This window comes from Paenibacillus sp. FSL H8-0537 (genome assembly GCF_038051995.1).
Classification (GTDB): Bacteria; Bacillota; Bacilli; order Paenibacillales; family Paenibacillaceae; genus Pristimantibacillus.
The window spans coordinates 3,255,084-3,278,647 of record NZ_CP150290.1 but is presented as its reverse complement, the minus strand read 5'-3'; the positions used below and the strand labels follow the sequence as shown (position 1 = coordinate 3,278,647).

General features: G+C 49.8%; 27 protein-coding genes. 2 read left to right on the top strand and 25 right to left on the bottom strand.

Annotation, left to right across the window (positions count from 1 at the left end; translation table 11 throughout):
• Positions 1–21: 21 nt before the first annotated feature.
• The 20 genes from MHB80_RS13795 to MHB80_RS13700 form a co-directional block, all read right to left on the bottom strand.
• Positions 22–1,011 (bottom strand): dipeptide ABC transporter ATP-binding protein, encoded by a 990-nt coding sequence (locus MHB80_RS13795; protein WP_341282963.1) that lies wholly within the window; start codon positions 1,009–1,011, stop codon positions 22–24.
• Positions 1,011–1,985, bottom strand: a complete 975-nt coding sequence (locus MHB80_RS13790; RefSeq protein WP_341282656.1) for an ABC transporter ATP-binding protein — start codon at positions 1,983–1,985, stop codon at positions 1,011–1,013. The genes MHB80_RS13795 and MHB80_RS13790 overlap by 1 nt, the downstream gene beginning before the upstream one ends.
• A gap of 21 nt (positions 1,986–2,006) precedes the next feature.
• On the bottom strand, positions 2,007–2,930 hold the full coding sequence (locus MHB80_RS13785) for an ABC transporter permease (protein WP_341282655.1): 924 nt from the start codon (positions 2,928–2,930) through the stop codon (positions 2,007–2,009).
• Between the two features lie 17 nt (positions 2,931–2,947).
• On the bottom strand, positions 2,948–3,865 hold the full coding sequence (locus tag MHB80_RS13780; RefSeq protein ID WP_341282654.1) for an ABC transporter permease: 918 nt from the start codon (positions 3,863–3,865) through the stop codon (positions 2,948–2,950).
• 78 nt (positions 3,866–3,943) lie between these two features.
• Positions 3,944–5,461, bottom strand: a complete 1,518-nt coding sequence (locus MHB80_RS13775; RefSeq protein ID WP_341282962.1) for an ABC transporter substrate-binding protein — start codon at positions 5,459–5,461, stop codon at positions 3,944–3,946.
• A 79-nt stretch (positions 5,462–5,540) separates the two neighbouring features.
• A complete protein-coding gene (locus MHB80_RS13770; protein ID WP_341282653.1) occupies positions 5,541–6,731 on the bottom strand; it encodes an amidohydrolase in 1,191 nt (396 codons plus the stop codon).
• Between the two features lie 33 nt (positions 6,732–6,764).
• Positions 6,765–7,478 (bottom strand): FCD domain-containing protein, encoded by a 714-nt coding sequence (locus tag MHB80_RS13765; protein WP_341282652.1) that lies wholly within the window; start codon positions 7,476–7,478, stop codon positions 6,765–6,767.
• Positions 7,479–7,702: 224 nt separating this feature from the next.
• The gene (locus tag MHB80_RS13760; RefSeq protein ID WP_341282651.1) at positions 7,703–8,239 is read right to left on the bottom strand and encodes a phosphatase PAP2 family protein; all 537 of its coding nucleotides are present in this window, start codon (positions 8,237–8,239) and stop codon (positions 7,703–7,705) included.
• Positions 8,240–8,523: 284 nt separating this feature from the next.
• Positions 8,524–8,694, bottom strand: coding sequence for a hypothetical protein (locus tag MHB80_RS13755; protein WP_341282650.1), 171 nt, complete (start codon positions 8,692–8,694; stop codon positions 8,524–8,526).
• Between the two features lie 71 nt (positions 8,695–8,765).
• Positions 8,766–8,912 (bottom strand): hypothetical protein, encoded by a 147-nt coding sequence (locus MHB80_RS13750; protein WP_341282649.1) that lies wholly within the window; start codon positions 8,910–8,912, stop codon positions 8,766–8,768.
• 161 nt (positions 8,913–9,073) lie between these two features.
• Positions 9,074–9,355, bottom strand: a complete 282-nt coding sequence (locus tag MHB80_RS13745; RefSeq protein ID WP_341282648.1) for a hypothetical protein — start codon at positions 9,353–9,355, stop codon at positions 9,074–9,076.
• A complete protein-coding gene (locus MHB80_RS13740) occupies positions 9,339–9,497 on the bottom strand; it encodes a hypothetical protein (protein WP_341282647.1) in 159 nt (52 codons plus the stop codon). Before MHB80_RS13740 ends, MHB80_RS13745 begins: the two co-directional genes overlap by 17 nt.
• Entirely contained in the window at positions 9,494–10,099 is a 606-nt protein-coding gene (locus tag MHB80_RS13735) for a DUF1572 family protein (protein ID WP_341282646.1), read from the bottom strand. The genes MHB80_RS13740 and MHB80_RS13735 overlap by 4 nt, the downstream gene beginning before the upstream one ends.
• A gap of 50 nt (positions 10,100–10,149) precedes the next feature.
• Positions 10,150–10,686 carry a YfiT family bacillithiol transferase gene (locus tag MHB80_RS13730; RefSeq protein ID WP_341282645.1) on the bottom strand — a complete coding sequence of 179 codons (537 nt, stop codon included), beginning with the start codon at positions 10,684–10,686 and terminating at the stop codon, positions 10,150–10,152.
• A 118-nt stretch (positions 10,687–10,804) separates the two neighbouring features.
• Positions 10,805–11,323, bottom strand: a complete 519-nt coding sequence (locus MHB80_RS13725; protein ID WP_341282644.1) for a GNAT family N-acetyltransferase — start codon at positions 11,321–11,323, stop codon at positions 10,805–10,807.
• Between the two features lie 255 nt (positions 11,324–11,578).
• Positions 11,579–12,364, bottom strand: coding sequence for a 5-oxoprolinase subunit PxpA (locus MHB80_RS13720; protein ID WP_341282643.1), 786 nt, complete (start codon positions 12,362–12,364; stop codon positions 11,579–11,581).
• Positions 12,365–12,368: 4 nt separating this feature from the next.
• Complete coding sequence (locus tag MHB80_RS13715; protein ID WP_341282642.1) at positions 12,369–13,385, bottom strand: biotin-dependent carboxyltransferase family protein; 1,017 nt, start codon at positions 13,383–13,385, stop codon at positions 12,369–12,371.
• Entirely contained in the window at positions 13,385–14,149 is a 765-nt protein-coding gene (pxpB, locus tag MHB80_RS13710; RefSeq protein ID WP_341282641.1) for a 5-oxoprolinase subunit PxpB, read from the bottom strand. Before pxpB ends, MHB80_RS13715 begins: the two co-directional genes overlap by 1 nt.
• Positions 14,150–14,419: 270 nt before the next feature.
• On the bottom strand, positions 14,420–15,658 hold the full coding sequence (locus tag MHB80_RS13705; protein ID WP_341282640.1) for an MFS transporter: 1,239 nt from the start codon (positions 15,656–15,658) through the stop codon (positions 14,420–14,422).
• Between the two features lie 97 nt (positions 15,659–15,755).
• Positions 15,756–19,094, bottom strand: a complete 3,339-nt coding sequence (locus MHB80_RS13700; protein ID WP_341282639.1) for a DUF5107 domain-containing protein — start codon at positions 19,092–19,094, stop codon at positions 15,756–15,758.
• A gap of 201 nt (positions 19,095–19,295) precedes the next feature.
• Here MHB80_RS13700 and MHB80_RS13695 point away from each other — a divergent pair, with 201 nt between their 5' ends.
• Together MHB80_RS13695 and MHB80_RS13690 are read left to right on the top strand one after the other, a co-directional pair.
• Positions 19,296–19,958 carry a cupin domain-containing protein gene (locus MHB80_RS13695; protein WP_341282638.1) on the top strand — a complete coding sequence of 221 codons (663 nt, stop codon included), beginning with the start codon at positions 19,296–19,298 and terminating at the stop codon, positions 19,956–19,958.
• Positions 19,959–20,274: 316 nt separating this feature from the next.
• Positions 20,275–20,802: a GNAT family N-acetyltransferase gene (locus MHB80_RS13690; RefSeq protein ID WP_341282637.1), complete on the top strand. Its 528-nt coding sequence runs from the start codon at positions 20,275–20,277 to the stop codon at positions 20,800–20,802.
• On the opposite strand, the gene MHB80_RS13685 is transcribed toward MHB80_RS13690, so the two are convergent.
• From MHB80_RS13685 to MHB80_RS13665, 5 genes are all read right to left on the bottom strand, one after another.
• Positions 20,792–21,241: a DUF441 domain-containing protein gene (locus MHB80_RS13685; protein ID WP_341282636.1), complete on the bottom strand. Its 450-nt coding sequence runs from the start codon at positions 21,239–21,241 to the stop codon at positions 20,792–20,794. The two genes, MHB80_RS13690 and MHB80_RS13685, sit on opposite strands and share 11 nt — an antisense overlap.
• Before the next feature lie 71 nt (positions 21,242–21,312).
• Positions 21,313–21,495: a hypothetical protein gene (locus tag MHB80_RS13680; RefSeq protein WP_341282635.1), complete on the bottom strand. Its 183-nt coding sequence runs from the start codon at positions 21,493–21,495 to the stop codon at positions 21,313–21,315.
• An 84-nt stretch (positions 21,496–21,579) separates the two neighbouring features.
• On the bottom strand, positions 21,580–21,948 hold the full coding sequence (locus MHB80_RS13675) for a DUF423 domain-containing protein (protein WP_341282634.1): 369 nt from the start codon (positions 21,946–21,948) through the stop codon (positions 21,580–21,582).
• Positions 21,949–22,022: 74 nt separating this feature from the next.
• Positions 22,023–22,808 carry an N-acetyltransferase gene (locus MHB80_RS13670; protein ID WP_341282633.1) on the bottom strand — a complete coding sequence of 262 codons (786 nt, stop codon included), beginning with the start codon at positions 22,806–22,808 and terminating at the stop codon, positions 22,023–22,025.
• 32 nt (positions 22,809–22,840) lie between these two features.
• Positions 22,841–23,563, bottom strand: a complete 723-nt coding sequence (locus MHB80_RS13665) for a hypothetical protein (protein ID WP_341282632.1) — start codon at positions 23,561–23,563, stop codon at positions 22,841–22,843.
• Position 23,564 lies beyond the last annotated feature (1 nt).

The following is a 23,564-nucleotide window of genomic DNA, read 5'->3' as shown; positions in this document are numbered from 1 at the left end:
CCTCTTGATCTTAGCTTTTGTCTAGTTCAGCGGAAAATGACAGGCCGCCATGTGCCGGGAGCCGGAAGGCTTTAAGGCAGGTGCTTCTATTTTGCATATAGGCTGTACGTAAGGGCAGCGGGGATGAAAGGCACAGCCAGTCGGCGGATTAACAGCGCTCGGCAACTCACCGGACAGCACAATGCGCTCCTTGCGGATCGTCGGATCAGGCACAGGAACGGCTGAAAGCAATGCCTGCGTGTACGGATGCTTCGGCCGCGCAAACAAGTCATCACGACCGGCAAGCTCGACAATTCGCCCCAAATACATGACCGCAATGCGGTCGCTAACATGTTTGACCGAAGGCAAGCCATGGGCGATAAAAATATAAGTGAGCGAAAATTTCTGCTGCAGCGATTTCAGCAAATTTAAAATTTGCGCTTGAATGGAAACGTCCAGTGCCGATACCGGCTCATCACAAATAATCAGCTTTGGCTTAAGCGCCAGTGCCCTAGCGATACCGATCCGCTGCCTTTGTCCGCCGCTGAACTCATGAGGATAGCGGTCCAGCTGATGTGCACCAAGTCCTACCGTCTCCAGCAGCTCCACTACCTCGCTATGCAGCTCTCGCCCCTTCGCCAGGCCATGAATTTTAAGCGGCTCGCCGACAATATCCTTAATCGTCATTCTCGGATTCAGCGAGGCATAGGGATCTTGAAAAATAATTTGCAGCTCCCGTCTTACATGCCGGATGTCCTGCTCATTCATTCCCGTAAGACGCCTGCCTTCAAACCATATCTCGCCAGACGATGGCTCAAGCAGCTGCGCTACCATCTCGCCCGTTGTTGATTTGCCGCAGCCAGACTCGCCTACGATGCCTAGCGTTTCCCCTTGATTAATGGTGAAATCGAGGCCATCTACTGCGCGGACATATTCATTCCCCCTCGCAAACCAGCCCCGTTTCAAGGGATAATACTTTCGTAAATCCTTCACTTCCAGAAGGGGCGCAGCATTAAAGTCGCTCTGGCTCATCATGACACCTCCTCGCTTTTCAGGCATCTCGCATAGTGACCATTGCCAACTCGCTCAAGCTCCGGTTTAATAACGGTGCATTCGCTGCCTGCATAGGAACAGCGAGGGTGAAAGGGACAACCGCTTGGCATGTCCAGCAAATTAGGCACCATGCCGGGTATCGATGCGAGCTGCTCCCTGTGCTCATCCATTCTTGGCAAAGAACCGAGCAGACCGACTGTATAGGGATGCTTCGGAGCTGCAAACAGATCGATGACCGATGCTTCTTCGACGACTTCCCCTGCATACATAACGACAACCCGATCCGCCATCTCCGCAACAATGCCTAAATCATGCGTAATTAGAATAACGCCCGTCTGCTGCTTCTTGCTGAGCGTTGAAATCAAATCTAAAATTTGCGCCTGAATCGTCACATCGAGCGCCGTTGTTGGTTCATCGGCAATAAGCAGCTTCGGCTCACAGGCGAGCGCCATCGCAATCATAACCCGCTGCCGCATTCCTCCAGACAGCTGATGAGGAAATTGGCGAACCAGCTTGGAAGCATTGGCTATACCTACGCGCTCCAGCATGTCCACACTTTTCTGCCTGGCCTCCGCTTTGCTTGAGCCTTGATGAACCCGAAATACTTCCGACAGCTGATTGCCGATCGTAAATACAGGATTGAGCGATGTCATCGGCTCTTGAAAAATCATCGACATTTCGTTGCCGCGCAGCTTCCGCAGCTCCTTGCGGGAGAGCTTCACCAAATCGCGACCCTGTAATGCAATTTCCCCGCCCGTTATAGAACCGGGAGAAGCGATGAGTCCCATTATGGACAGCGAAGTGACGCTTTTTCCGCAGCCAGATTCCCCTACAATCGCAAGCGTTTCCCCCTCTTCGACGGAGAAGCTTACACCGTTTACGGAAGGAATCACGCCTTTATCTGTTTTAAAGCTCGTATGCAAATTTTTAACTTCCAGCAAAGGTGTCGGCATATTGCTCCCTCATTTCCCTTCTTATTCCTTCGATTTCATGCGAGGGTCCAGCATATCGCGAAGCCAATCTCCGAAAAAGATTACGCCTAGAACCGTAATCGTAATGGCAAGTCCCGGAAAAGTAGCAACCCACCAGCTTGTAGCCAAATATTGGCGTCCATCGCTCAGCATCCCGCCCCAGGAAACCGCAGGCGGCTTAATGCCAAGTCCGAGAAAGCTGAGTGACGCTTCCATAATAATCGTCGTTGCCACGCTCATCGTGGAAATAATAATGAAGGACGACAATACATTCGGCAAAATATGGGTGAAAATAATCCGTCCATTACGTGCGCCTAATGCTCGCGCAGCTTTTACAAAATCCCGTTCCTTCACGCTGAGCACTTCCCCGCGGACAACCCGCGCATAAGAAACCCAGTTGGTGACACCAATTACGAAGATTAGCGTTCCAAGTCCTGGTCCAAGTACGGCGAGTACAACAAGCATGAACAAAATAGCTGGAATCGCGATAAAAGCATCGGCAACCCTCATAATAATGGCATTTACCCATTTTCCATAAAAGCCCGCCAGCAAGCCCAGAAGTGCTCCGATTGCGCCCGACAGCATAACGGCTCCAATTCCGACGATTAAGGATACTTGCGAGCCGTAAACAATGCGGCTCCAAATGTCTCTGCCCAAATTGTCCGTCCCCAGAAAATGCTCATGCATGCCGCCCTCCAGCCACATCGGCGGAAGCAGCCTCTGCGCCGGGCTGATTTTCGCTGGCTCATGGGTGGCAAACAACGGCGCGCCAATGGCAATGATGCATACGGCGAGTACGATCAGAATACCGAGCGTACCGGTCTTGCTTTTTAATAGCGACTTGATTCCCTGCCGCCATCTGCTTTCCGACTCCTCAGGCCGCTTGCCCGGCAAGCCATCCGCTTGCGATTTGGATAATAACGACATCTGCCTCACCTCTGGCTTTAACTGTATTTAATGCGTGGGTCCAGATACCGGTATACAATATCCGTTAATAAATTCACAACCAATACGATGATGGCAATGACGAATACGGCTGCCTGTACAATCGACATATCATGCGTATTGACGGCCGACACTAGCAGTTGCCCAAGTCCTGGCCATGAAAACACAGTCTCGGTTACGAGCGTCCCGCCAATCAGGCTTGTAAATTGCAGGCCCATGATCGTAACGACGGGAATCAATCCATTGCGCAGCGCATGCTTGAAAATAACAACGGTTTCCAGCAGCCCCTTGCTTCTGGCCGTACGGATATATTCCTGATTCAAAATCTCCAGCATGCTTGCCCGAATGAGCCTCGTCATTTGCGCCGCAATGCCGGCTCCTAACGTTATAGCAGGCAGGACGAGATGCTCCGGTCCGCCCTTTCCGGAAACGGGGAAAATGCCCAATATAACCGAAAATAATAAAATCAGCATAATGCCCGTCCAAAAATTTGGCATTCCTTTGCCCAGCGCAGACAAACCTGAAATAAATAGATCCAAATAAGTGTTGCGCTTCAGCGCCGAAATAATGCCTAGCGGAATGGCAAGCAGCGTTGCAATCAGCATTCCCGCTCCAGCAAGCTGGAAACTGGCAGGCAGCCTTTCCAGCACAAGCGGCAAAGCTGATTGTCCGTAATGGAAGGAATGTCCGAAATCTCCCTGGACAGCATTATAGAGAAATAGGCCGAATTGAACATATAACGGCCGGTCCAGCCCAAGCGCCTTCGACAGAACGGCCCGATCCTCCTCTGTCGCCGTTTCAGGCAGCATCAGATTGACCGGGTCTCCCGTCACATGTACAAGCACAAAAACGATGGCGGAAATGAGAAATAGAACCGGCACCATTTGCAGCAAAGATCTAAGAATGTATTTGCCCACTGAACGGCCCCTCTCCTAAGGAATGAATTAAAGCAAAAGGAAGGGAATAAAGTGCTATCCCCTCCTTTATGGCTGCTGTTATTTCAGCGTAATATCTTCCGCATAATACATCTCATCAAGCCTTGGCGTGTAGCCGATGCCTGCTCCGATGCCGTAAATGCCCTTCATTTGGTACAGGTAAATCGTCGGACGGTCAACTGTAAATTGCTGCTGAACCTTCTGGTATTGCTTCTCGCGATCAGCTAAATCCATGTTTTGCAGCGCCGATTGCAGCAGCTCCTCTACTTCTGGATTGTTATAATCTGTCTCGCCAGCCGCATTTTCTTTCTTGAAGCGATTGTAATTGTTCGAGGCATCAAATAAGGAATTTCCTACGCCAAGCAGGAACAGCTCGCTGAATTTCTTCGAGTTCAGCTTCTCGCTGAAGCTGCTTGCCTCCAAAATTTCCAAATTGACTTCAAAACCTACATCTGTAAGCATAGCAGCTACTACCTCAGCCACTTCTTTATATTGAACGGAGGATGAGAACGACACTTTCGCGCCATTTTCATAACCAGCTTCCTTCAGCAATGCTCTCGCACGCTCCTGATCATACTCAAACGTTTCATACAAGCTCGGATCTGAACCGAAGTTTCCAGGTGTAACCGAAGTTCTCGTTGGAATGCCTGCCCCGCCGGCAATGCTGTCAATAATAACCTGATTGTCGATCGCAAGATCAATCGCCTCGCGAACCTTTGGATCAGCGGTAATTGAACCTTCGGTCATGCGCATAATGATATGAAGCACACGCTGAATTTTCGCTTGCTCCACACTTAGGCCATCAACACCTTCAATACGCGCAATGTCCGTTGATGGAACACCAGCAGCAATATCTACTCCGCCTGTCAGCAGCTCGGAAACCCGTGTCGACGCTTCAGGAATGGAGCGGAATACAACATTTTCCCATTTAGGCGTTCCACCGAAATATTCGGCATTTTTCACCAGCTCAATCCGGTCATCCTTCGTCCATTTGGAGAATTTATAAGGGCCTGTGCCTACCGGAGCTTTCAAGAAAGCTTCGATGCCGTTTTCCTCAATATATTTGGAAGGCAAAATGCCAGCTCCCATACGGGACAAACGATTAAGCATAATCGGGTCTGGCGTTTCCGTAACAATGTCAACCGTATAATCATCAATAATATTAACTTCTTTAATATGCTTGTAATACGTATTTTGCTTCAAAGCAGTGTCCTTTGCGACACGCTCAAGCGAGAACTTTACATCCGCGGCTGTGAATGGATCGCCATTGTGGAACTTGACGTCGTCACGCAGCTTCAATCTCCATGTCGTATCATTGACCTGCTCCCACGAAGTGGCAAGCACGGGCACCTTGTTTTGCTCCGCGTCATTTTTCAGCAAATAATCAAACACATTGACGAGTACCGCTTCGCTCATCGTATTGTTGTTGTTATGAGTATCAAAGCTTTCAATATCCGTCGCGTTAGCGATCGTTAAAGTCGTTTTGTCCCCGCCCGCTGGAGCGCTAGCCGTCCCGCCATTCGTTTGCGTCTCATTCTTCGTCTCTGCGGCGTTGCCGCATCCTGTAACAACCAGCATAACCGCTATTATTGCTGCAAAGCCCTGTACATACCATCGTTTCAAATCGCACAGCCTCCTGAAATTCGTTTTAGTTTGTTTATTCCCGTGGATCAGCCAAATAGTTAAGTGCAAGGGCTGACAGCATGGCAGTTCCGTAAGGAAGAGCAGCTTCATCCAAATCAAACTGGGGGTGATGCAGCGGGTAGGAGGTATATTCCTCGCCGCTTCCAACGCCTAAACGGAAAAACACGCTTGGCACTGCCTCGGAATAAAAGGCAAAGTCCTCGCCGCCCATCGACGGCTTTACATAAATCCATTTTTTTCCATCCAATAGTTGTTCACTTGTCGAGGTAAGAAAATCAACCATCGCTTCATCGTTTTGCACAACCGGATAGCCCATCTTGTAGTTCAATTCATAGTCTGCCCCGAAGGATGAGGTCACGCCGCGAATGATGTCTTCAAGCAGCTGCGGCATCCGCTCGCGGACTGCCGGCGTCAGTGTCCTGACTGTGCCGACCATCTCCACTTCAGGAGCAATCGCCGCCCCCATGTAGCCTCCGTTGATTTTGCCAATCGTCACGACAACCGGCTCAAGCGGATCAACTAGACGACTCGCCACATGCTGCAAGGCTGATATCACCTGTGCCGCTACCGTAATCGCATCTACCCCTTCATGAGGACGGGCGGCGTGGCCGCCTTTGCCGATGATCTTAATCGTGATGCTGTCCGCTGAAGCGAAGGCGTCTCCCTTCGTTACGGAAATGGACCCTGTCGGCAGCGAAGGGAAAACATGCAGCCCGGCCATTACGTCCACAGCGGGGTTTTGCAGCACACCGTCGTCCATCATCGCTTTCGCGCCAGCTAGCCCTTCCTCAGCGGGCTGAAACACAAATTTGATATTTCCGCTGGCTGGCTTGCCTAGACCCGCAAGCAGCTGAGCCGCACCCATAAGCATGCTTGTATGAGCATCATGGCCGCATAAATGGGCTTTGCCGGGTATTTTCGATTTGTAAGAAACGGATTTCAGATCCTCAATCGGCAAGGCATCCATATCCGCCCGAAGGGCAATGGTGGGACCGGGCTTTTCACCGCGAAGCAATGCGACAACGCCTGTTTTCCCTATATTCGTCTGAACCTCCAAGCCTAGCTGCCGCAAATGCTCAGCGACGATTCCCGAAGTTCTTACTTCCTCAAATCCAGTTTCAGGGTATTGATGGAGGTCTCTGCGCCATGCTACTAGTTGTTCCTTCTGCTGATTTGCAAGAGCAAGAAGCTCATTTAATTTCAAAATCTTCACCCTCCTACAGTGCCGGTTGACCAGTTAACTGTCTCCTTCGACAACGACACGCGCATAAATCGCATGTACGGTTTCGTCGATATGCTGCTTCATCGCTTCTTTCGCGCCGTTTCCATCACCGGCATGAAGCGCATCAAGCAGCAGCATATGCTTATCATAACTTGTCCGCCTGACGTTCTCGTTATAGGGCATCAAATCCAGTGCAGGATTAATTTTGGTGCGAATTTTCCTGACTGCCTTCTCGAAATAATCGTTGCCGGAAGCTTTCGCAATCGACAAGTGAAATTTGACGTCCAGGGAACGGAACATTTCACGCGTGCAATCCTCTTCCATGCTCGTTTCAATAAAACCTCGCAGCTGTTCGAGCTCTGCCGTACTTATCCGCTTTGCAGCAAGGTAGGCCGCTTCTGGCTCTATAATGGAGCGATATTCGAATACTTTCAGCATATCGTCCCAGCCGCCGCGCACTTCCTCCCGCGTTCTCTGATGCGAGTTTATCGTTAAAGGAAGAACGAATGTGCCGCCCTTGGCTCCAATTCGTTTCTCAATTAGCCCCTTGCCCTCAAGCTCGGATAACGCCTCCCTAACCGCAAGCCTGCTAGCCTTGAACACCGCTGCAAGCTCCCGTTCCGTTGGCAGCTGCTCCTCCGCTAGAAAATCTTTAAGGATAATCGCTTCCTCTAGCTGCTCCAAAATAAAATCGCTAACTTTTTTAGCGGATACTTGTTCGAACTGCATTTGACCCCTCCAAATCAACAGAAAAACATTAAGGTTCAAACCTTAGACCAAAACTACCATATCAATCCCTATCTGTCAACTTGGTATTTGAATTTTCTTATAACGCTGAACCTTATCATTTCTTATATTTCAAAAAAACCGCCGTAGAGTTTGGACGTATAATCCAAACCCTACGGCGGTCTGCCCTGCTATTTCATGTTGATTTTGGAGCTGTGTAGACAGCTTTAAGCAGCTTTTACGCGAGTAAAGTACCGAGTACACTGAATGAGTACAATTAGCCAAACCAGACTAATCAAATACGCCCCTACAACATCGCTCGGATAATGCACCCCTAAATAGATTCGACTGCCACCGATGCCGACAATCATAATGGAGCTGAAGGCAAGCAGCCACTTTCTTATTCGCTCTTTGGGAATATGACGCCAGCATAAGTATGTAAGAATTCCATAAAAGGTGAATGCATTCATCGAATGACCGCTTGGAAAGCTGTACCCTACTTCCGTAATAATCGCATTCAAACTCGGCCTTGAACGTTGAAACATTAGCTTTAGCCCCACATTAAGCAGCGCGGAGCCAAATACAGCAATCAAAAAAATGACCGTCTCCCTGCGGCTCTTCCATACAAAGAGCAAAAATAAAATAATCGGAACCGAGCCTATAGACACTGCGTTGACAGAGCCAATAAAAGAAAGAATTTTCATAATGCTTGTCCAGAACGGAGCTTCAAACGCTTGAATGTGATGAATCAACCATTGGTCCATGGTTTTCACAAATGGGATTTGAAACGTTAATCCGATTATAATAAAGAGAACGAAGCAGACTATTGCTAGCAAATTCAACTTTGAAATAGTGAAACCAACCACTTCCTTACTGTCTCGAAATCTTAAGTAAGACCACATTATACTACGATATCCTTTATTTATGGAAACCTAGCGCATCCACTACCTTTTGCCGAAACAGCTATAGGGTTGTATAACAACCAAAAAGCCTGTGTGAACAGGCTTTCCTCCTGTTTTCATTCGCCTATCCTCCCTTCACTTATAGTTTAGGGACGTTTTCGAATCAAGCGATTTAATGCTACGGTCATCGCCTTCTGATTAACGCTTTCCGTCTCCGCCTTTTTTAGCGCAAGCAAGGCCAAGCCATCACCAATCAACGACAACGAAGCTGAAATTTTAAATAGATCGTCAGAGGTTATTTTTTGTTCATCGGCCATTATTAACCCCTCCTCAATAAATGATTATATCCATCAGCCATATATATAAAGCGAGATTGTTCAAAACCTCGTCAGGAGGAATCCTCTTTCTCCGCTCTGGCTTTTAAAACAGCAAATAGCCCAAAAAGATCGCCAACCACTAATATAACAGCAGACCATAAGGCGAGATCATCGGCTGAAGGCTCATTCGATTCCGGTTTTGTAGTGGTTTTTGACATCCGGATTAAGCTCCTTCGTTTCTTAGTAATGATAACAGCCTATGCAGTAAGTCACTATGCGGTATAGGCATATGTAACCCCTTTTCGAAACTTTCCCCCTCACTTGAACGCAAAAAAACCGTCAAAGTGTGCTTTGACGGTTTTGTAAACGTCTCATTCTACTATTGCAGCTCTGTTGCCCGCACATCAAAATTCTGTATTTTCACAAGTTCCTGCTCGCCGCGATTGCCGCTCTCGATCACCTGTTTGCCGGCTTCTTCATCCCATGTTTTTTTTACGAAATCGCCTGTCAGCAAATTATAATCGTCTTCATCGGCATTTTCCATTAGTTCATTGCCCGTAAAATAAGAACCCGTTGTCGCTCCTATTAAAAACCAGTCAGCATCCTGATAACGAAAACGATACGTATTGTACCATCTCCAATTGCTACCGCCAAAATTCATGATCCTGACCGGAGAAAGCAGGCGCTGCGCTTACCGAAACAGGAGCGACCTCTGGCTCAACACTTGCAGCATTCGTATCCGCGCTGCTGCATGCGCTTGTGAGCAGCAAGCAGATGATAACTAGCGTGTAACCAATGCTCAAATATTTTCCCCTTCTCTAGGTCCATCACCATCCAACCGCTTTAGCTCCTCATCGGTAAAATGCTTAATCGCTTTCTCTTTGGCAAATTTCCCGGCATTGTATTGCTTCGAGCCGTTTCTTGGCACGGACAGACTGTTCCATTCATTTTCCTTTAACCCTTTTGCCGCATAAACGATTTGTCCAATGTGATAGGGATAATGCGCCAACTGACGGTTGATTGCTTCTAGAACGGTATGCCCTTCGTTGCGAATATAAACAACTTGACCAAGCTGCTCCGGCTGGAGCGAATCTATCGCCTGAAAAAAACAAGCCCATGCTTCGTCCCAGCTCGCGAGCAGCTCTTCCTTATTCGCCCAGTCGTTTTCAAACTCGGCATCGCGATCCCGCCAATCCTTTTCACCGTCTGCTGTCAGGAAGTCTGTCCATCTGGACAAAATGTTGCCGCACATATGCTTGACGATCGTGCCAATGCTGTTCACATCCTCTTTAGGCTGCACAAATAGCTGCTCCGGCTCAACCTGATTCATCGCTTTCTCAGCAAGTTTTTTGTAGTAGTGGAACTGTGATTGGATGCTATCCAAATAAACACGTTGTAAATCCATTCCAACGCCCCCTTTTTCGAGTGAAAAATAGTCTTTCCAGCTATTGTATGCTACTCCATGCTCCAGCCCATGCGCTCACGCAGCCGGGTAATATGGGCGATATGATGATTGCCATGCCAAGCATAATTGCCTACATTCCAATCCAGCTGAATCGTATTTCCAGATTCGGGATGAATAAAAGCACGCTCTAGCTGCTCACGGCTTAACGAGCGAAGCAGCAGCAGCCACCTGCTGTGCAGCGCATCAAGAAGCGCTAAGGACAACTCAATAGGGCCTGTACGCCCGTCACTTAGTTCGGCCCATCTTTCCTCATAATAAGGACGTATAGTTGGCGTTTCTTCTGTTAGCGCCAGCTTATATCGTGTATAGGCGTTCATGTGGCTGTCCGCCATATGATGCACAACCTGTCTTACCGTCCAGCCATCCGGGCGATATGGCGTATCCAACTGCTCCTCATTTAAGTCGATTACAGCTGCTCGAAGCCGTGCTGGGGCCGATTCAATGTCGGCAAACCAGCGATCCAACTGCTGCTGCGAAATATCACCCTCATGCTCAAACAAACCGATGGGAAAGCGCAAATCATCCATTTTCCAGCCTCCTGCAAGCATAATGCTGATATTTTCCTATTTCTTATTGAGATTATAATAGCATTTCCACTTGTTTGGAAAGAACTTTTCCATCTGTTGAACATCCTTTCAGAAAATGTTATACGAGCGATTTGGTCATTATAAAATCTATTTGTTCTTCATCGCCCATAAAGAATGAGTGGGCCCCTGTTTGCACAAAGCCGATTTTTTTATAGAAGGCAATTGCGCTCTCATTTTTTTCCCAAACCCCTAGCCAGATTTTCTCTTTGCTCCGTTCTATCGCTATATGCGTAGCTTTATTTATTAGATGCTTACCAAGCCCCTGCTTATGAAGTTTTCTCCTTATATAAATCCTCTCGATTTCAAGCGAATCATTGCCCATTATTTCAGTTTGAGCACCATCTGTGTTTAGCTTTAAATACCCAGCAAGCTCCTCATAAGAATAAATAAAATAGAAATCAGAAGAGCTATTAGATAATTCTTTTTCTAATTGCTTGAAGTTAAATGCTTTTTCCAAGTAAGCTTTCATATTTTCAGGCGAATTTTGATGGTTAAATGTCTCATAAAATGTTTCAACACTAACTTCATGAAGTAATCTAACATCTTCAAATGTGCACTTCTTTATATTTACAGTCATTTTTTTGCCTCCCTTACTTCCTTTCTCCGTAGAAAATAGTTTTTTTTGGTTATATTATTCTTTTCAACTGAGGTAAAAAAATAGTACACCAATTTTGTTGCATTTACAACAAAAATCCTCGCAGCATTTTCCACGTCTGCAGCTTTATTTTCTTTCTGTAAGCATAGGGAAACGGCGCAGGTGGTCTCGCCCAAACGCCGACAGGCCGCAAAATCACGGAAAATTTAAAAAAGCGAAAATAAAAAGAGAAGCTCACTAAGTGGACTGATTAAATGGATTGAAGCCCGGCGCACAAAGAATAATTCCTTCCGACTCCAGCAGCTTGCGAATCTGCTTGACGAACAAGAGAGCCTTCTCGCCATCACCGTGTACACATATCGTTTCCGCAGCAAGCGGAATCTTCACTCCCTGCGCCGACCATACAGCCCCTTCTGTCAGCATCTGAAGGAGCTGCTTCAGCGCTTCCTTCGGCTCCTCTATTAGGGCGCCTGCTTGACTGCGCGGTGTCAGTGAGCCGTCTTGCTGGTAGGTACGATCTGCAAACACCTCGCTCGCCGTGCGCAGCCCTCGCTTTTTTCCCGCATGAATCAATTCGCTCCCCGACAAGCCATATAAAATAAGCTCCGGATTCACCTTATACACCGCATCAGCAATCGCTTCAGCCAGTTCAGCGCGTCTCGCCGCCATGTTATATAGGGCGCCATGAGGCTTCACATGCTGCATCACGCCGCCCTCCGACTTCACAAAACCATTCAGCGCGCTGATTTGATAGATGGTCAGATCATAGGCTTCCTCTGGTGATATCGCCATCTCTCGCCGTCCGAAGCCGATTAAGTCCGGCAGTCCAGGATGGGCGCCGATGGCAACGCCATTTTCCAGCGCCAGCTTCACCGTTCGCCTCATCGTCCCCGGATCGCCGGCATGAAAGCCGCAAGCAATATTGGCTGATGTAAGGAGCGGCAGCAATTCAGCGTCCTGCCCCAACTCATACACGCCAAAATGCTCGCCCAAATCACAATTCAAATCGATGGTCAGCGCCATTCGTCTACCTCTCCTCTCTATAGCGTATTTCAATAAACATGGAGAGACGCTGCATTTGAAGCTCGTGCTTGATGTAAAGCTCTTCCGATTTTTGCCGTGTAATTTGCTGGAATCTAATTGTCTCTCCCGGTTTTGCTTGCGCAAGCAGCGGCAAATCTACCGTGGCAACTTGGGCGATTTTCGGATAGCCGCCAATCGTCTGGTGGTCCGCCATCAAAATAATCGGGCTGCCGCCAGCAGGAACCTGAATGGTCCCCATGGATACCGCCTCAGAAATAGGCTCCAGCGCTGCTGCTGTTCCAAGACGCGGCCCTTCCAGCCGATAGCCCATCCGATCCGATTGCGTCGAAATTCGGAAATCACTCTGCAAAAAATGCTTCCTGCTCCCTTCGGTAAACGCATCAAAATGCCGTCCCGGCACGAAGCGAATGACCGGATTTTTCCGATAAAAGGGACGTCCCTCTGAGCCAATCGACCAGCTGGTTGCAAAAAAAGGCGCGGCGTCCTGCCTGTCTTCAGCTTCCTGCTCCCAATAAAACAGCGTTTCCGACGCACCTTCTCCAATCGCCAGCACATCGCCCGCTTTCAACGCACGACCTGCAAAGCCGCCTATCGCCGCACGCGTGTACGTGCTCCTGCTCCCCATAACTAGCGGGACATCAATGCCTCCAGCCGCTGCTATATAAGCGCGGGCGCCCGCCTGGCAAGCTCCGAACGACAGCTCATTCCCTGCTTTTATGTACACCGGCCGCCACAGCGGTACGGCTGCTCCTTGCACGGCAGGCGACAGATTGCCCCCGCATATAGCGATTAATGCATCCTGCTCAAAAATCAGCTTCGGGCCGATGAGCGTAGCTTCCAGCACCGCTGCTCCCGCCTCATTTCCAACGAGCAAATTAGCGGTGCGAAGCGCAAAATCATCCATCGCCCCGCCTGCAATAATGCCCTGCTGCCTATATCCGGGACGTCCCCGATCCTGCACGGTCGTGAGGAGACCTGCATGTTTGATTCGAATGCCCATTATGCCTGCTCCTCCCATGCCATAAATGCCTCATAGCTAATTGGCTCAAAATAAATCTGATCTCCCGCCTGCAATAAGCTCGGCTGCTCATGTGACGGACGGAACAGCGCGAGCGGCGTACGCCCGATAATTTGCCATCCGCCAGGGGAGACGATAGGATAGACACCCGTCTGATTGCCGCCGATACCTACGCTGCCTGGCTCAATACGCAAGCGGGGCATGCTCCGCCGAGGTGTCGCGATTCGCCCAGGCAAGCCACCCAAATAAGGAAAACCAGGTGCAAAACCAACCATATGTACGAGATAAGGCTGCGCCGCATGCAAGGCGATGACCTCTTTTTCTGAAAGTCCGCTATGTTCCGCAACCGCTGCAAGATCCGGTCCCAGCTCTCCGCCGTAGCAGACGGGCAGGGTTACGATTCGCGGAGCAGCAGCCTGCTCGTCTTCCAGCTTGCTGACCATGTCCGTGAGCAGCTGGCATACCCATTCATAAGGAGATGCAGCCGCTTCAGCTTGCAAATTCCAGTTGTTTTCGGCTAGCGGAGCCAGCAGCTTCATTGGATCATAAAAAATCGTCAGCGTTGCATAAGCCGGAACAAGCTCAATGAAGCCAGGAAATGGCTCGCGCTGCAAATAAGTACGGAGTGCTTGCACGCGCTCATGCGTCTTACGGTCAATCGCGCTGCCGAGCTCTACAATAATCGCCGTATCTCCAAGAGGCGACAGCTTTACTTCAAAGACTGGATTGACAGGAGCAATAGACACGCCCTCACCTCTTTTTTTCAAAAATAAAATTAAACCCTTACTTCTTATATCGGTCACTAGTGTCCATAATCACATCCCAGCCTATAGATATTTGCTTTGCTGCTTCCTTCCCCCGCACGCCAATATCTGGCATGAGCTCCTGCTATAACATTCGGCAAAATATAACGTACCTCCTTCCTTCACCCCTCAGCCAAAAATCAGGCCTAAAGCTTACGGAGGCAATAAAAAACTGTAAACCGCCGTTTGGCAATTTACAGTTTTGTCAGCCTTTTATGTTTCGTGCTTAGGCCGTCCTATAGAGCCTCCCCCAGCTCGCATGCTCAATTGCCTGCGGTCCAGCTGAAAGGCTACGACACTTAAAACAATCAACCCGGCGGAAAAAGCCGCCAGCAGCCATACCGACTGGTTCACCTGCAAATGATCCAGCCCCCAGCCCATCGTAAGCGGAAGCACGGCACCACCGACGCCGCCCGCTGCAATCATAAAGCTTGGGGTAGATTCCTCAGCGCCTGGCAGCAGCTTGCTCGAAAAGACGAGCGCAATAGAGAACACCCCGGACATGGCAAGTCCCAGCAGCAAAATGACCGCGAAGGCGGACCATACCTGGTTCATGAACGGAAACAAGATGAACAACAGCACCGTCGCACCACAGCTTGCCATAATGTACACCCGGTATTTGATTTTCTCGGCTATGACGCCAGCGAACAATCGACCGAATGCCATTGCAACCCAGAAGCAGGTTACACTCAGCGTTGCTCCTGCCTCCTTCATGCCCAGCTTCTCAATAAGAATGGCTGGCATAAAGTTTGCAAGGCTCATCTCCGTCCCCACATAGAGAAAGAAAAACACAAGGAATAAGGAAAAAATAATCCACTGCTTGCCCTGATAAAGCGGCTTGCCTGCCCGTTTCGCCTGCTGCCGTTCCTCTGCTGCCGCTATGACTGACTTTCGCAGCACCGCATCAAGCTCGCCAAAGGAGCCTTTTGCCCACAAAATCAAAGACAAAATGGAAAAAAGTGAAACGAACACAAATGACAGCTGCCAATAATTGGCCCAGATCAGGCCACTTGCAATTAGCGGCATCACCATAGCGCCAACGCCGAAGAACACCTCAAGACGGCTCATTGCGACGGCCGTTTGATTTTTGACTGCTGCGATAATAATGGTTCCGATTACCGCTTCGATCATGCCAAAGCCAAAACCGGCTACAATGGCTATCGCATACAGCCAGTTCCAAGGCGGCAGCAGCATGAAGGCAAGCTCAGCGCTAAACAGCATAGCGAAAGCAAGGAGCAGTCCGCCTCTTTTGCCCAAATGACGGTTCAGCCACGGCGAGAGCAGCACTCCGACTAGAAATCCGCCGAACTGCGTGAAAATGAGCGTGCCTCCCTCGCTGTAGGCTTTGCCATAATGCTCAAGCACAACGGGCAATACAGAGCCCAGCACAACATGGGCAAGCCCGATAATAAAATAAGACAAACATCCTAGCCAAATCAATCGTTTCATCATATACTCCTTTTCGGAAAATAAGATTGCCAGAAACAATTGTATGACAAATGGGAGCTAAGAGCCAGCAGATTCCAAATAATTGTTTCATTCATTGCATTTAAACTAGCAGTCGACTATGAATGCGCGCTCCGCTGTGATTGCTATCCAATTGCAGGGCGGCGCCAAACTGCTCCGCTGCCTGTCCACGCTCGCCAAGTCCCAGAAGGCCAAGCCCCATCATATAACGGCAATGAATTTCGTTGCGTTTGCTTAAATCATCCTCGAACACGAGGAAATCCGGCAGCGATACAGCAAAATAATCAAATTCGACCCGGTCGAAAATATGCTTTTCCGCATAATCAAGCAGCTTATGGAAGCGGCGCTTCGCCTCCTGCTCATTGCCCAGCTTCAACCACGACAACCCTTGATAAAAAATCATATCCGGCGGCTGGTCATTGTAATACAGCGCGCTTGCAGGCTCCTCCAGCCCTTGGGAAGCCTGCTTAAAGCACTCTTCCGCTCTTTGCGGATCATTCAGCGCTACATATGCACAGCCTAAGTAATAATAAATATTGTTTTCCTGCGCGCCATGCAGCTTGCCTTCTCCATAATGCTCCGGAAAGATGAGCGCCATGTTCAGCAATTGAATCGCCTGGGGAGCATTCCCTTGCTGAAGCGCCTGTTTGGCGAGCTCCACATGCGTGAGCACATGCTGCCCCGTTACCTTGCCTTCTCCGCCCTCCCAAGGGTGGAACTGGCGGGAAGCGAGTGCAACTACTGCTTGAGCATGCTGCCCAGTCGCATTCAGCAGCGTGACATATTCGATGTACAGGTCGTCGCGAAGCTCGACAAGCGATTGCTGCTGTTCCAGCTTGGCGAGCCGCTGCTCAGCGGGATACCCTAGCTTTTTATACAGCTGATCCAGCTCATAGAAGACGCGGGCGTCGGCCTGATCAAGTGCGAAAGCCTGCTCCAGCGCTTCAAGCGCAGCTGCCTCGTCGCCGCGTTTATTGTAGTAGGCAAGCGCTAAGTTGCGATGTACTGTGGCAAAATTCGGCTCTGCTGCGCGCGACGCCTCCCAATGGGCAATCGCATCGCTATGCCTTTTTTTGTCATACAGTAAATTGCCTAAATAATAATGCGCCTTCGCATCATGCGGATTGGCCGCAATTGCATGCTCCAGAACGAGCAGCTCAAACAAGCTGTTCGGGAAGCAATAATGAGGAGCATTCGATTCCGCAGCTTGCCGCGAAGCAGCAGCGGCTTCCATATGGCCTGACTGCTCATAGGCATAAGCAAGCGTATAATGCAGCATCGGATAGATCGCTGCCGCTTGGTTTTCTAGTGAAGTCACGATGCACGCCAGCACCGCAATCGCTTCCTCATGCAGCCCGCTGCCAACGTAGTCGGCAGCTAAGTTCAAATAATTGTGCGCATCGCCGCGCATAAGCCGCAGCAGCTCGGCACGCGCCTGATCCGCCAGCTGCTGCTGCCCTTCAGCAGCCAGCGCCAAGCAGCGCTCGTTGGCCGATCCGAAATCGGCCACATCGAGCCCGAGCGTCTCCGCCGCGAAGGCTATCGCCTCCTCGCTGCGTCCCAGCTTGCGCAGCAGCGCCGCCTTCAAATGGCGCGCTTTATAATTGCGGGCGTTCCGCACGATGGAACGCTCTACCAGCTCCAGCGCATCCGCAAGCGCGCCTTCCGCGCAAGCGATCTGTGCCAGCGAGAAGTAGCTGGCATCCTGCCAAGCCGCTGACCACGTTGCCTTGTAGAAAGCAGCGAACGCTTCTTCGCGCTTCCCTTGATGCTTCAAGGCAACGCCAAGCTGGTAAAGCGCCTCGCTGTCATATGGATTCGGATTGCGCCATGTCAGCGACTTAATGGCGGTGTGGAAATAGCCTTCCGCCTGTTGAAATTTCCCCTGCCGCAGCAGCAGCGTACCATAAGCGACATTTATACGGCTGTCGCTAGCGTCGCGCTTCAGCCCTTCCAAATAATACGCCTCCGGCTCAAAGGTCGCGTGGCGATATTGCTCCAAGTGAAGCCCGGCCAAATACAGCTGCTCATTCGTCTTGAGCGCAGCTGGCGCTTCAAGCGGCTTCGCCGCGTCAGGTATTTGCTCAAGCGAGGGCTTGGCAGGCTGGTAGGAAATGAGCAGCCTCCCTGCCGCATCACGGACCGTCAGCAACAAATCAAAAGTCTGGTCTGAATCATCCAATGTAACGACAGACTTGAAGATGTCGGTCGGCGACAGCTTCACCTTCTCTTGAATATAGCTGCGCCCCCGTCCGCGCAGCTCGATTTGGGCAGCCTCGAACACAGCTGTCGCATAAACGTAAAGGGTAGCCTCCCGCGTCTGCTCGTCGACTTCTAAATTAACAGCGGCATCGATGGACGCATTTTTGACGACTCCTATCTTTTTGTAGGGCATAAAATATTGCTTGAACGACTTCTCCTCATACGGCTGAAGCCAGGTGAAATCCGGCTGATTGTCCGTATAGACGCCCGTCATCAGCTCAATATAAGGCCCGTCCTCATCGGTCAGATTGCGATCCCAAGCGATGCCAAATTCGCCGTTCCCCCAAGTCCACTGCTTTTTGCCCGGGGAAATATGATGGTTCGCTACATGCAGCAGGCCCGCCTGCACCCCATGGTCATACCCACCCACAAAATTATAATCGGATTTGTAAGCCATATAAGAGGTTGGCACGGGAATGTTGCGATAGCGGGAAATATCAACGCCAGCGGAATAATCCATTTTATAATAGGTGCCGGTTGCAATTGGAAAGCGGCTTACGTCCCGCTTACCGTGGTCGAAAACCGCTGTTACATCAGGGGGAAATACCGACTGCGTATGCTCATTAACAGCGACCGCCGGATTTGCCCACCATAAAAAAGTTTGCGGCTGCGGCGTCCGGTTGTAAAGCTGTGCGGAAATTTCCAAATAAGCCTTGCCGGGATATAGTGTAAAGCCAGACGTTACCTTCGTGCCATACATGCGGTCAATTTCGCTGACCCATACCGTAGCGCTGCCGTCTTTATTTTCAGCTAGACGATATTCTACTGGCCCGTAGGTGTTTGGACGATGATGCTGCGGCCAGTTGAATTCAATGCCACCGGATATCCACGGCCCCGCTAGCCCCACGAGCGCAGGCTTAATGACCTTGTTGTAATAAACGAAATCGTAGTCATTTGTTTTATCCAGCGCCCGATAAATGCGTCCGCCCAGCTCTGGCATCATTTCGATACGCACATATTCATTTTCGAGAATGACGAGCTTGTATGGCTGAGGCTGCTTTTCATTTTCGATTTTATCAATAACGGGATGCGGATAAACCCGGCCCGAGCTGCCTTGATACACTCTTTTTTCTAAAAACATCGGATTTCGCTCTGGTTTGCCTATGCCGTAGGTCGGTATGGAAACCGTCTCCTCCCAAATCTTCACCTGCTGCTCCAACGTGATTCCTCCCTAGCTTTGATGCTTTAACTTTAGCGCCTGAGAGCGAGAGAGCCAATTCACGATACACTTGTTCTAATGGACTATATTCTGATTTCATGAGGCATCAATTGAACCGACTTCCGCGCCAGCTCTTCACCTCCGTCTAGGCAGCTGCATACACTGCTGGAAAAACTGCGATTTCAGAAAGGCAGGCCGATCATGAGTACAGAATATGTAGACCTCGCTTCACCCGCATTAAATTTGTTTTACGATGTTAATTGCGCCCCCTTGTTCCATAAGGACTCCTGCAACTACTTAAACCAATTAACGGCACAGGAATTGCCTGTGCTAAGAAGCACGTCGTTTTTCGATGCGCATATGACCAAAAATTATATTGTTGAGCCGCATTGGCATCCCAATACGACGGAGCTTGTATTCGTCACGCACGGTGAAATTGTCGTTTCGATTTTAAATCCTTTTACGAAGCAGCTGCTTACTTACCGGTTATGCGACCATCAAGCCGTATACATTCCGATGGGCTGGTGGCACTGGATTATTGCGTGCAGCGAGCATACGCATTTTATTACGATTTTTGATGACCGCTGTCCACAAACAGTATTCGGCTCTGACGTACTGCGTATTACGCCGAAGGAAGTGTTCCAGCTCGCCTATTGCGTCAATGCCGGTCAGCTGGCCCATGTGCTGTCCCCGATTCAAAATACGACCATTATCGGACCGGCGTGTGTCAATGCCCAAGCTGGCGCAAGCGGATATGAAGGCTACGGCCACGGAGCGGCGCAAGGCGTACAATGGCGAATTGGCAACCCGCCGCCACAGGCTTTGGATGAGGAGCAAGAGCAGCAGCAGGAGTGGCAAAGATAAAGACAGCTTCCTATCCTCTGCTCACCTAGCGGCACATGCAAAAGGCACACCAGCTCCACCTGAAAAGGTGCAAGCTGGCGTGCCTTTCGTTTTGTGACAAAGCTCCACAGCAATAAAGCCTTGTAATTATGGAGGATTTTTGTATTATTAGAGGAATAAGCTGACCCTGTATGGAGTCATTTTTCAAAATATAGGAAAGGATATGATTGTTCCATCCTTTCTCTATATTTCTACGCGAAACGGTAGCTTTGCCGCTAGAGGACGGCTTTCGGCCGTTTACGCTTGAAACTATTCATTGTGAAATGGAGTTCTTTACATGCTAATTGCAACAGAGAGGTTGCGGATTCGCCCTTTTAAATCAGACGATTGGAAGGCTGTATGGGCATACACCTCCAATCCTGCTGTTATGACTTACATACCCGGAGGGGTACAAAGTAGAGACGATGCACAGCAGTTTGTCAATGATAATCTTGGCAATCAAGCACAGCATTACGCTGTACTCTTGAAAGACAGCCATCAGCTTATTGGACATCTTGTGTTTCATAAGTATTTTGGCGAGCACACCTATGAGATCGGCTGGGTATTCAGCCCGCATTATCGCAATCAAGGCTACGCAACGGAAGCTGCACGCTCCATGCTGAAATATGGGTTCGAGGAGCTGCGGCTCCACCGAATAATTGCCACCTGCCAGCCCGAAAACACTCCCTCCTATCGGGTGATGGAGAAAATCGGCATGCGACGGGAAGGCTTTTTCAAAAAATGTATTCCTAATGGCGCCCATGATTGGTGGGACGAATATTATTACGCCATACTGCAAGAAGAATGGCTAGCCCTCACTTGCTGATCAGCAGCGATAGCAGTCCCGCCGCAATAAGCGGACCGACCGGAACGCCTTTGAAAAAAGCAACTCCAATAATGGTGCCGATAATCAGCCCGGTCACAATTGTCGGCTGGCTGGACATGAGATGAAAGCCGCGCCCGCCCAAATAAGCAACCATCACGCCGACGACGATGGCCGCTATCGATTTCCAATGGAGAAAGGATTCATAGACGGATTTCATACTGATCGTTCCGCTCGCCAGCGGCGCGAGAATGCCAATCGTCAATATGATGATGCCCAAAGTGAGGCCGTGTTTCTCGATCCACGGGAAAGCCTGATGCACATTCGTTACCCGGAGAAGCAGCAGAAATACGGCAGCGATGGTGATGGAGTTATTTTTGCTCAATATGCCCAGCAGCGCGAAAAAAAGCAGCAGGACAGACGGCGTGTCGATTTGCGGCATTTGCTAAAATCCCCTTTCTCTTAATAATCAATAGTTTTTCATTTGTCAGGCTCTGCTATTCCTTGCAAGGATTAGCGTCTTCGATTACGCCGTTTGATCCATTCCATCAGCTCCATACAGCCGATAAACAATGCAAATAAAATAAACAATGGAATCGTTTTTCCGAAATCCATTAGTTTGAACAGAGGAGCGACAACCGCTGTCGTCCCCACAACAACTAGTCCCAGCACCGAAAGGCGCCATCCCGTAAACATAAACCAGCTTCCTCCCAGTCCTTTTCGCAAAATGACCAAAGAGCCTGCCTGCGGCAAGCTCTCTCGTTTTCTACGGCTATGCAGCTAGCCTTGAACAACCGCAACGGCCAAAATGACCCAACCGATCAAAAAACACAGTCCGCCCAGCGGAGTAACCGCGCCCAGCTTCTTCACACCGCTGAGGCTAAGAGCATAAAGGCTGCCGCTGAACAAAATAATGCCAGCAAATAAAAACCAGCCTGCGGTTACGACGAGTCCGCTCGTAAGTATGCCGTCTGCTAACACACCGGCAAGCAGCAAGCCCAACGCATGGGCAATCTGGTATTGCACCCCAGTCTGATAAATAGCCAGCATGTCGGCGGAAAGCTTCTTCTTCAATGCATGCGCGCCAAAAGCGCCGAGCATAACCGCTAAAAACATATTGATGCTGCCGAGCAGCAATAAAGTCGTCATTTCGTCCTCCTGCATCTTCCCATTATTCGCTACGGCTTTGTCCATTGTATCATTATTACAAGTAACAACCTAGATCAAATATTCTCCGCTGGAGACATGCAGGGCCATGTATAGGCAAGCAGCTCAAAGCCTCGTTTCGCCAAAATCAGGCGGCTCATTGGACTCGCATCCACCGTCATCAAACGAAAGCCTGCGTGCCAGGCAGCCTGCGCACGCACAGCCAGCAGCGCTGTATAAAACCCTTTGCCGCGGTATTCCGCGAGCGTAGATCCTCCCCAAATGCTTGCAAACGACGTTCCCTCGTGCAAATACATCCAGGCGGCACTGACCATTTTGTCTCCCTCATAAGCGGCATAGATGCGCAGCCCAATTTGCTCATCCTGCAAATCCTGCTTTAATCGCTCCCCATGCTCGATATGGGCAACACCCCATACCGCTTCTTCCAGCGCTACTAATGCATCAATGCCTGCCGCATCCGTCACAGGGCGAATGGCTGGTGAAATTTCACACTGGAGCAGCTCATGCCCTTCCGCAAGCTGAATAACCATCATCGCTTCTTCTTCGCCGATGTCGAAGCCATGTGCCAGCAAGCGCTCTTTGAGATTGTGAGGCTTGTCACCGCTGTACACCTTCCACTCAAACGATTGCCCAAGCTCGCGAAAATAAGCGAGCTGCGCCTCAATGGCTTCATCCACGTTGTCCTCGTTCAAATCCGTATAAAGAACGAAGCCGCCTTCGCCGTCATTTTCGAGCGCGATTTGCCGAATAATATCGCCGTCCGTCTCGCGACGATATCCCGGAAACGCTATATCGATTCGCTGCTCCTTCGTAAATATGGCTATCAACTGTTCTCGGTTCATCTCAAGCTCCTTCCTCTTGCTCTATCTTCCGCCTATCCTTGTCCACCAAAATCAAAAGCGTCATGCTTTATATATATCGTCTTGCGTTGTTTTCCTTCTCGGCCCAGCCGAATGTTGAACGAATCTGTTTTGGCCAGCGCCGCATATTGCGGCTCGCTGATGGCCCTTGGAATGGCGCTGCGGATAAGTTGGGCCGCAAACTGGTGGAACAAAACCAGCTCGCCCCGCATCATGTTCTCAATATCGCCGCCCAATATTTTTCCCCCATATGCTTTGCGCTGCTCATTTAAATTCGTCATTAGCTCTGGTACGAACTGATACAGCCAGGCGATATTATAATTTTCCGAATAAGGCTCCGCATCTTCATAACCCTGCTCGCCATAGGCCTCTACCCGATAGCCAAATAATTCTACCGTACTGGGGGATGCCTGCAAGCTATATTCAATGATGCTAATGGCTCCGATCCGTCCCTCCTGCTGCCTGGCATACAGCCGATTGCACAGCTGGCGAAAAGCAGATAAAAACAGCTCGATCAGCTGTTCTTGATGGATGTGGTAATAACGATTTTCCTGAAATACCGTTTGTTCAAGAGCAGGTATAAAGCAATTTTTATAGAAGTGCCTAAGCGCCCGTACTTTTCGGATATCCTTCCGCTCTCGCCGCCTGCACGACACTTCCCGTCCAAATCCTGTCAGCCTGATCCATTGGAAAGCTGCCTCCTCGGCATCTTTGCTGCTGTGGCCTGTACCGCCCAAA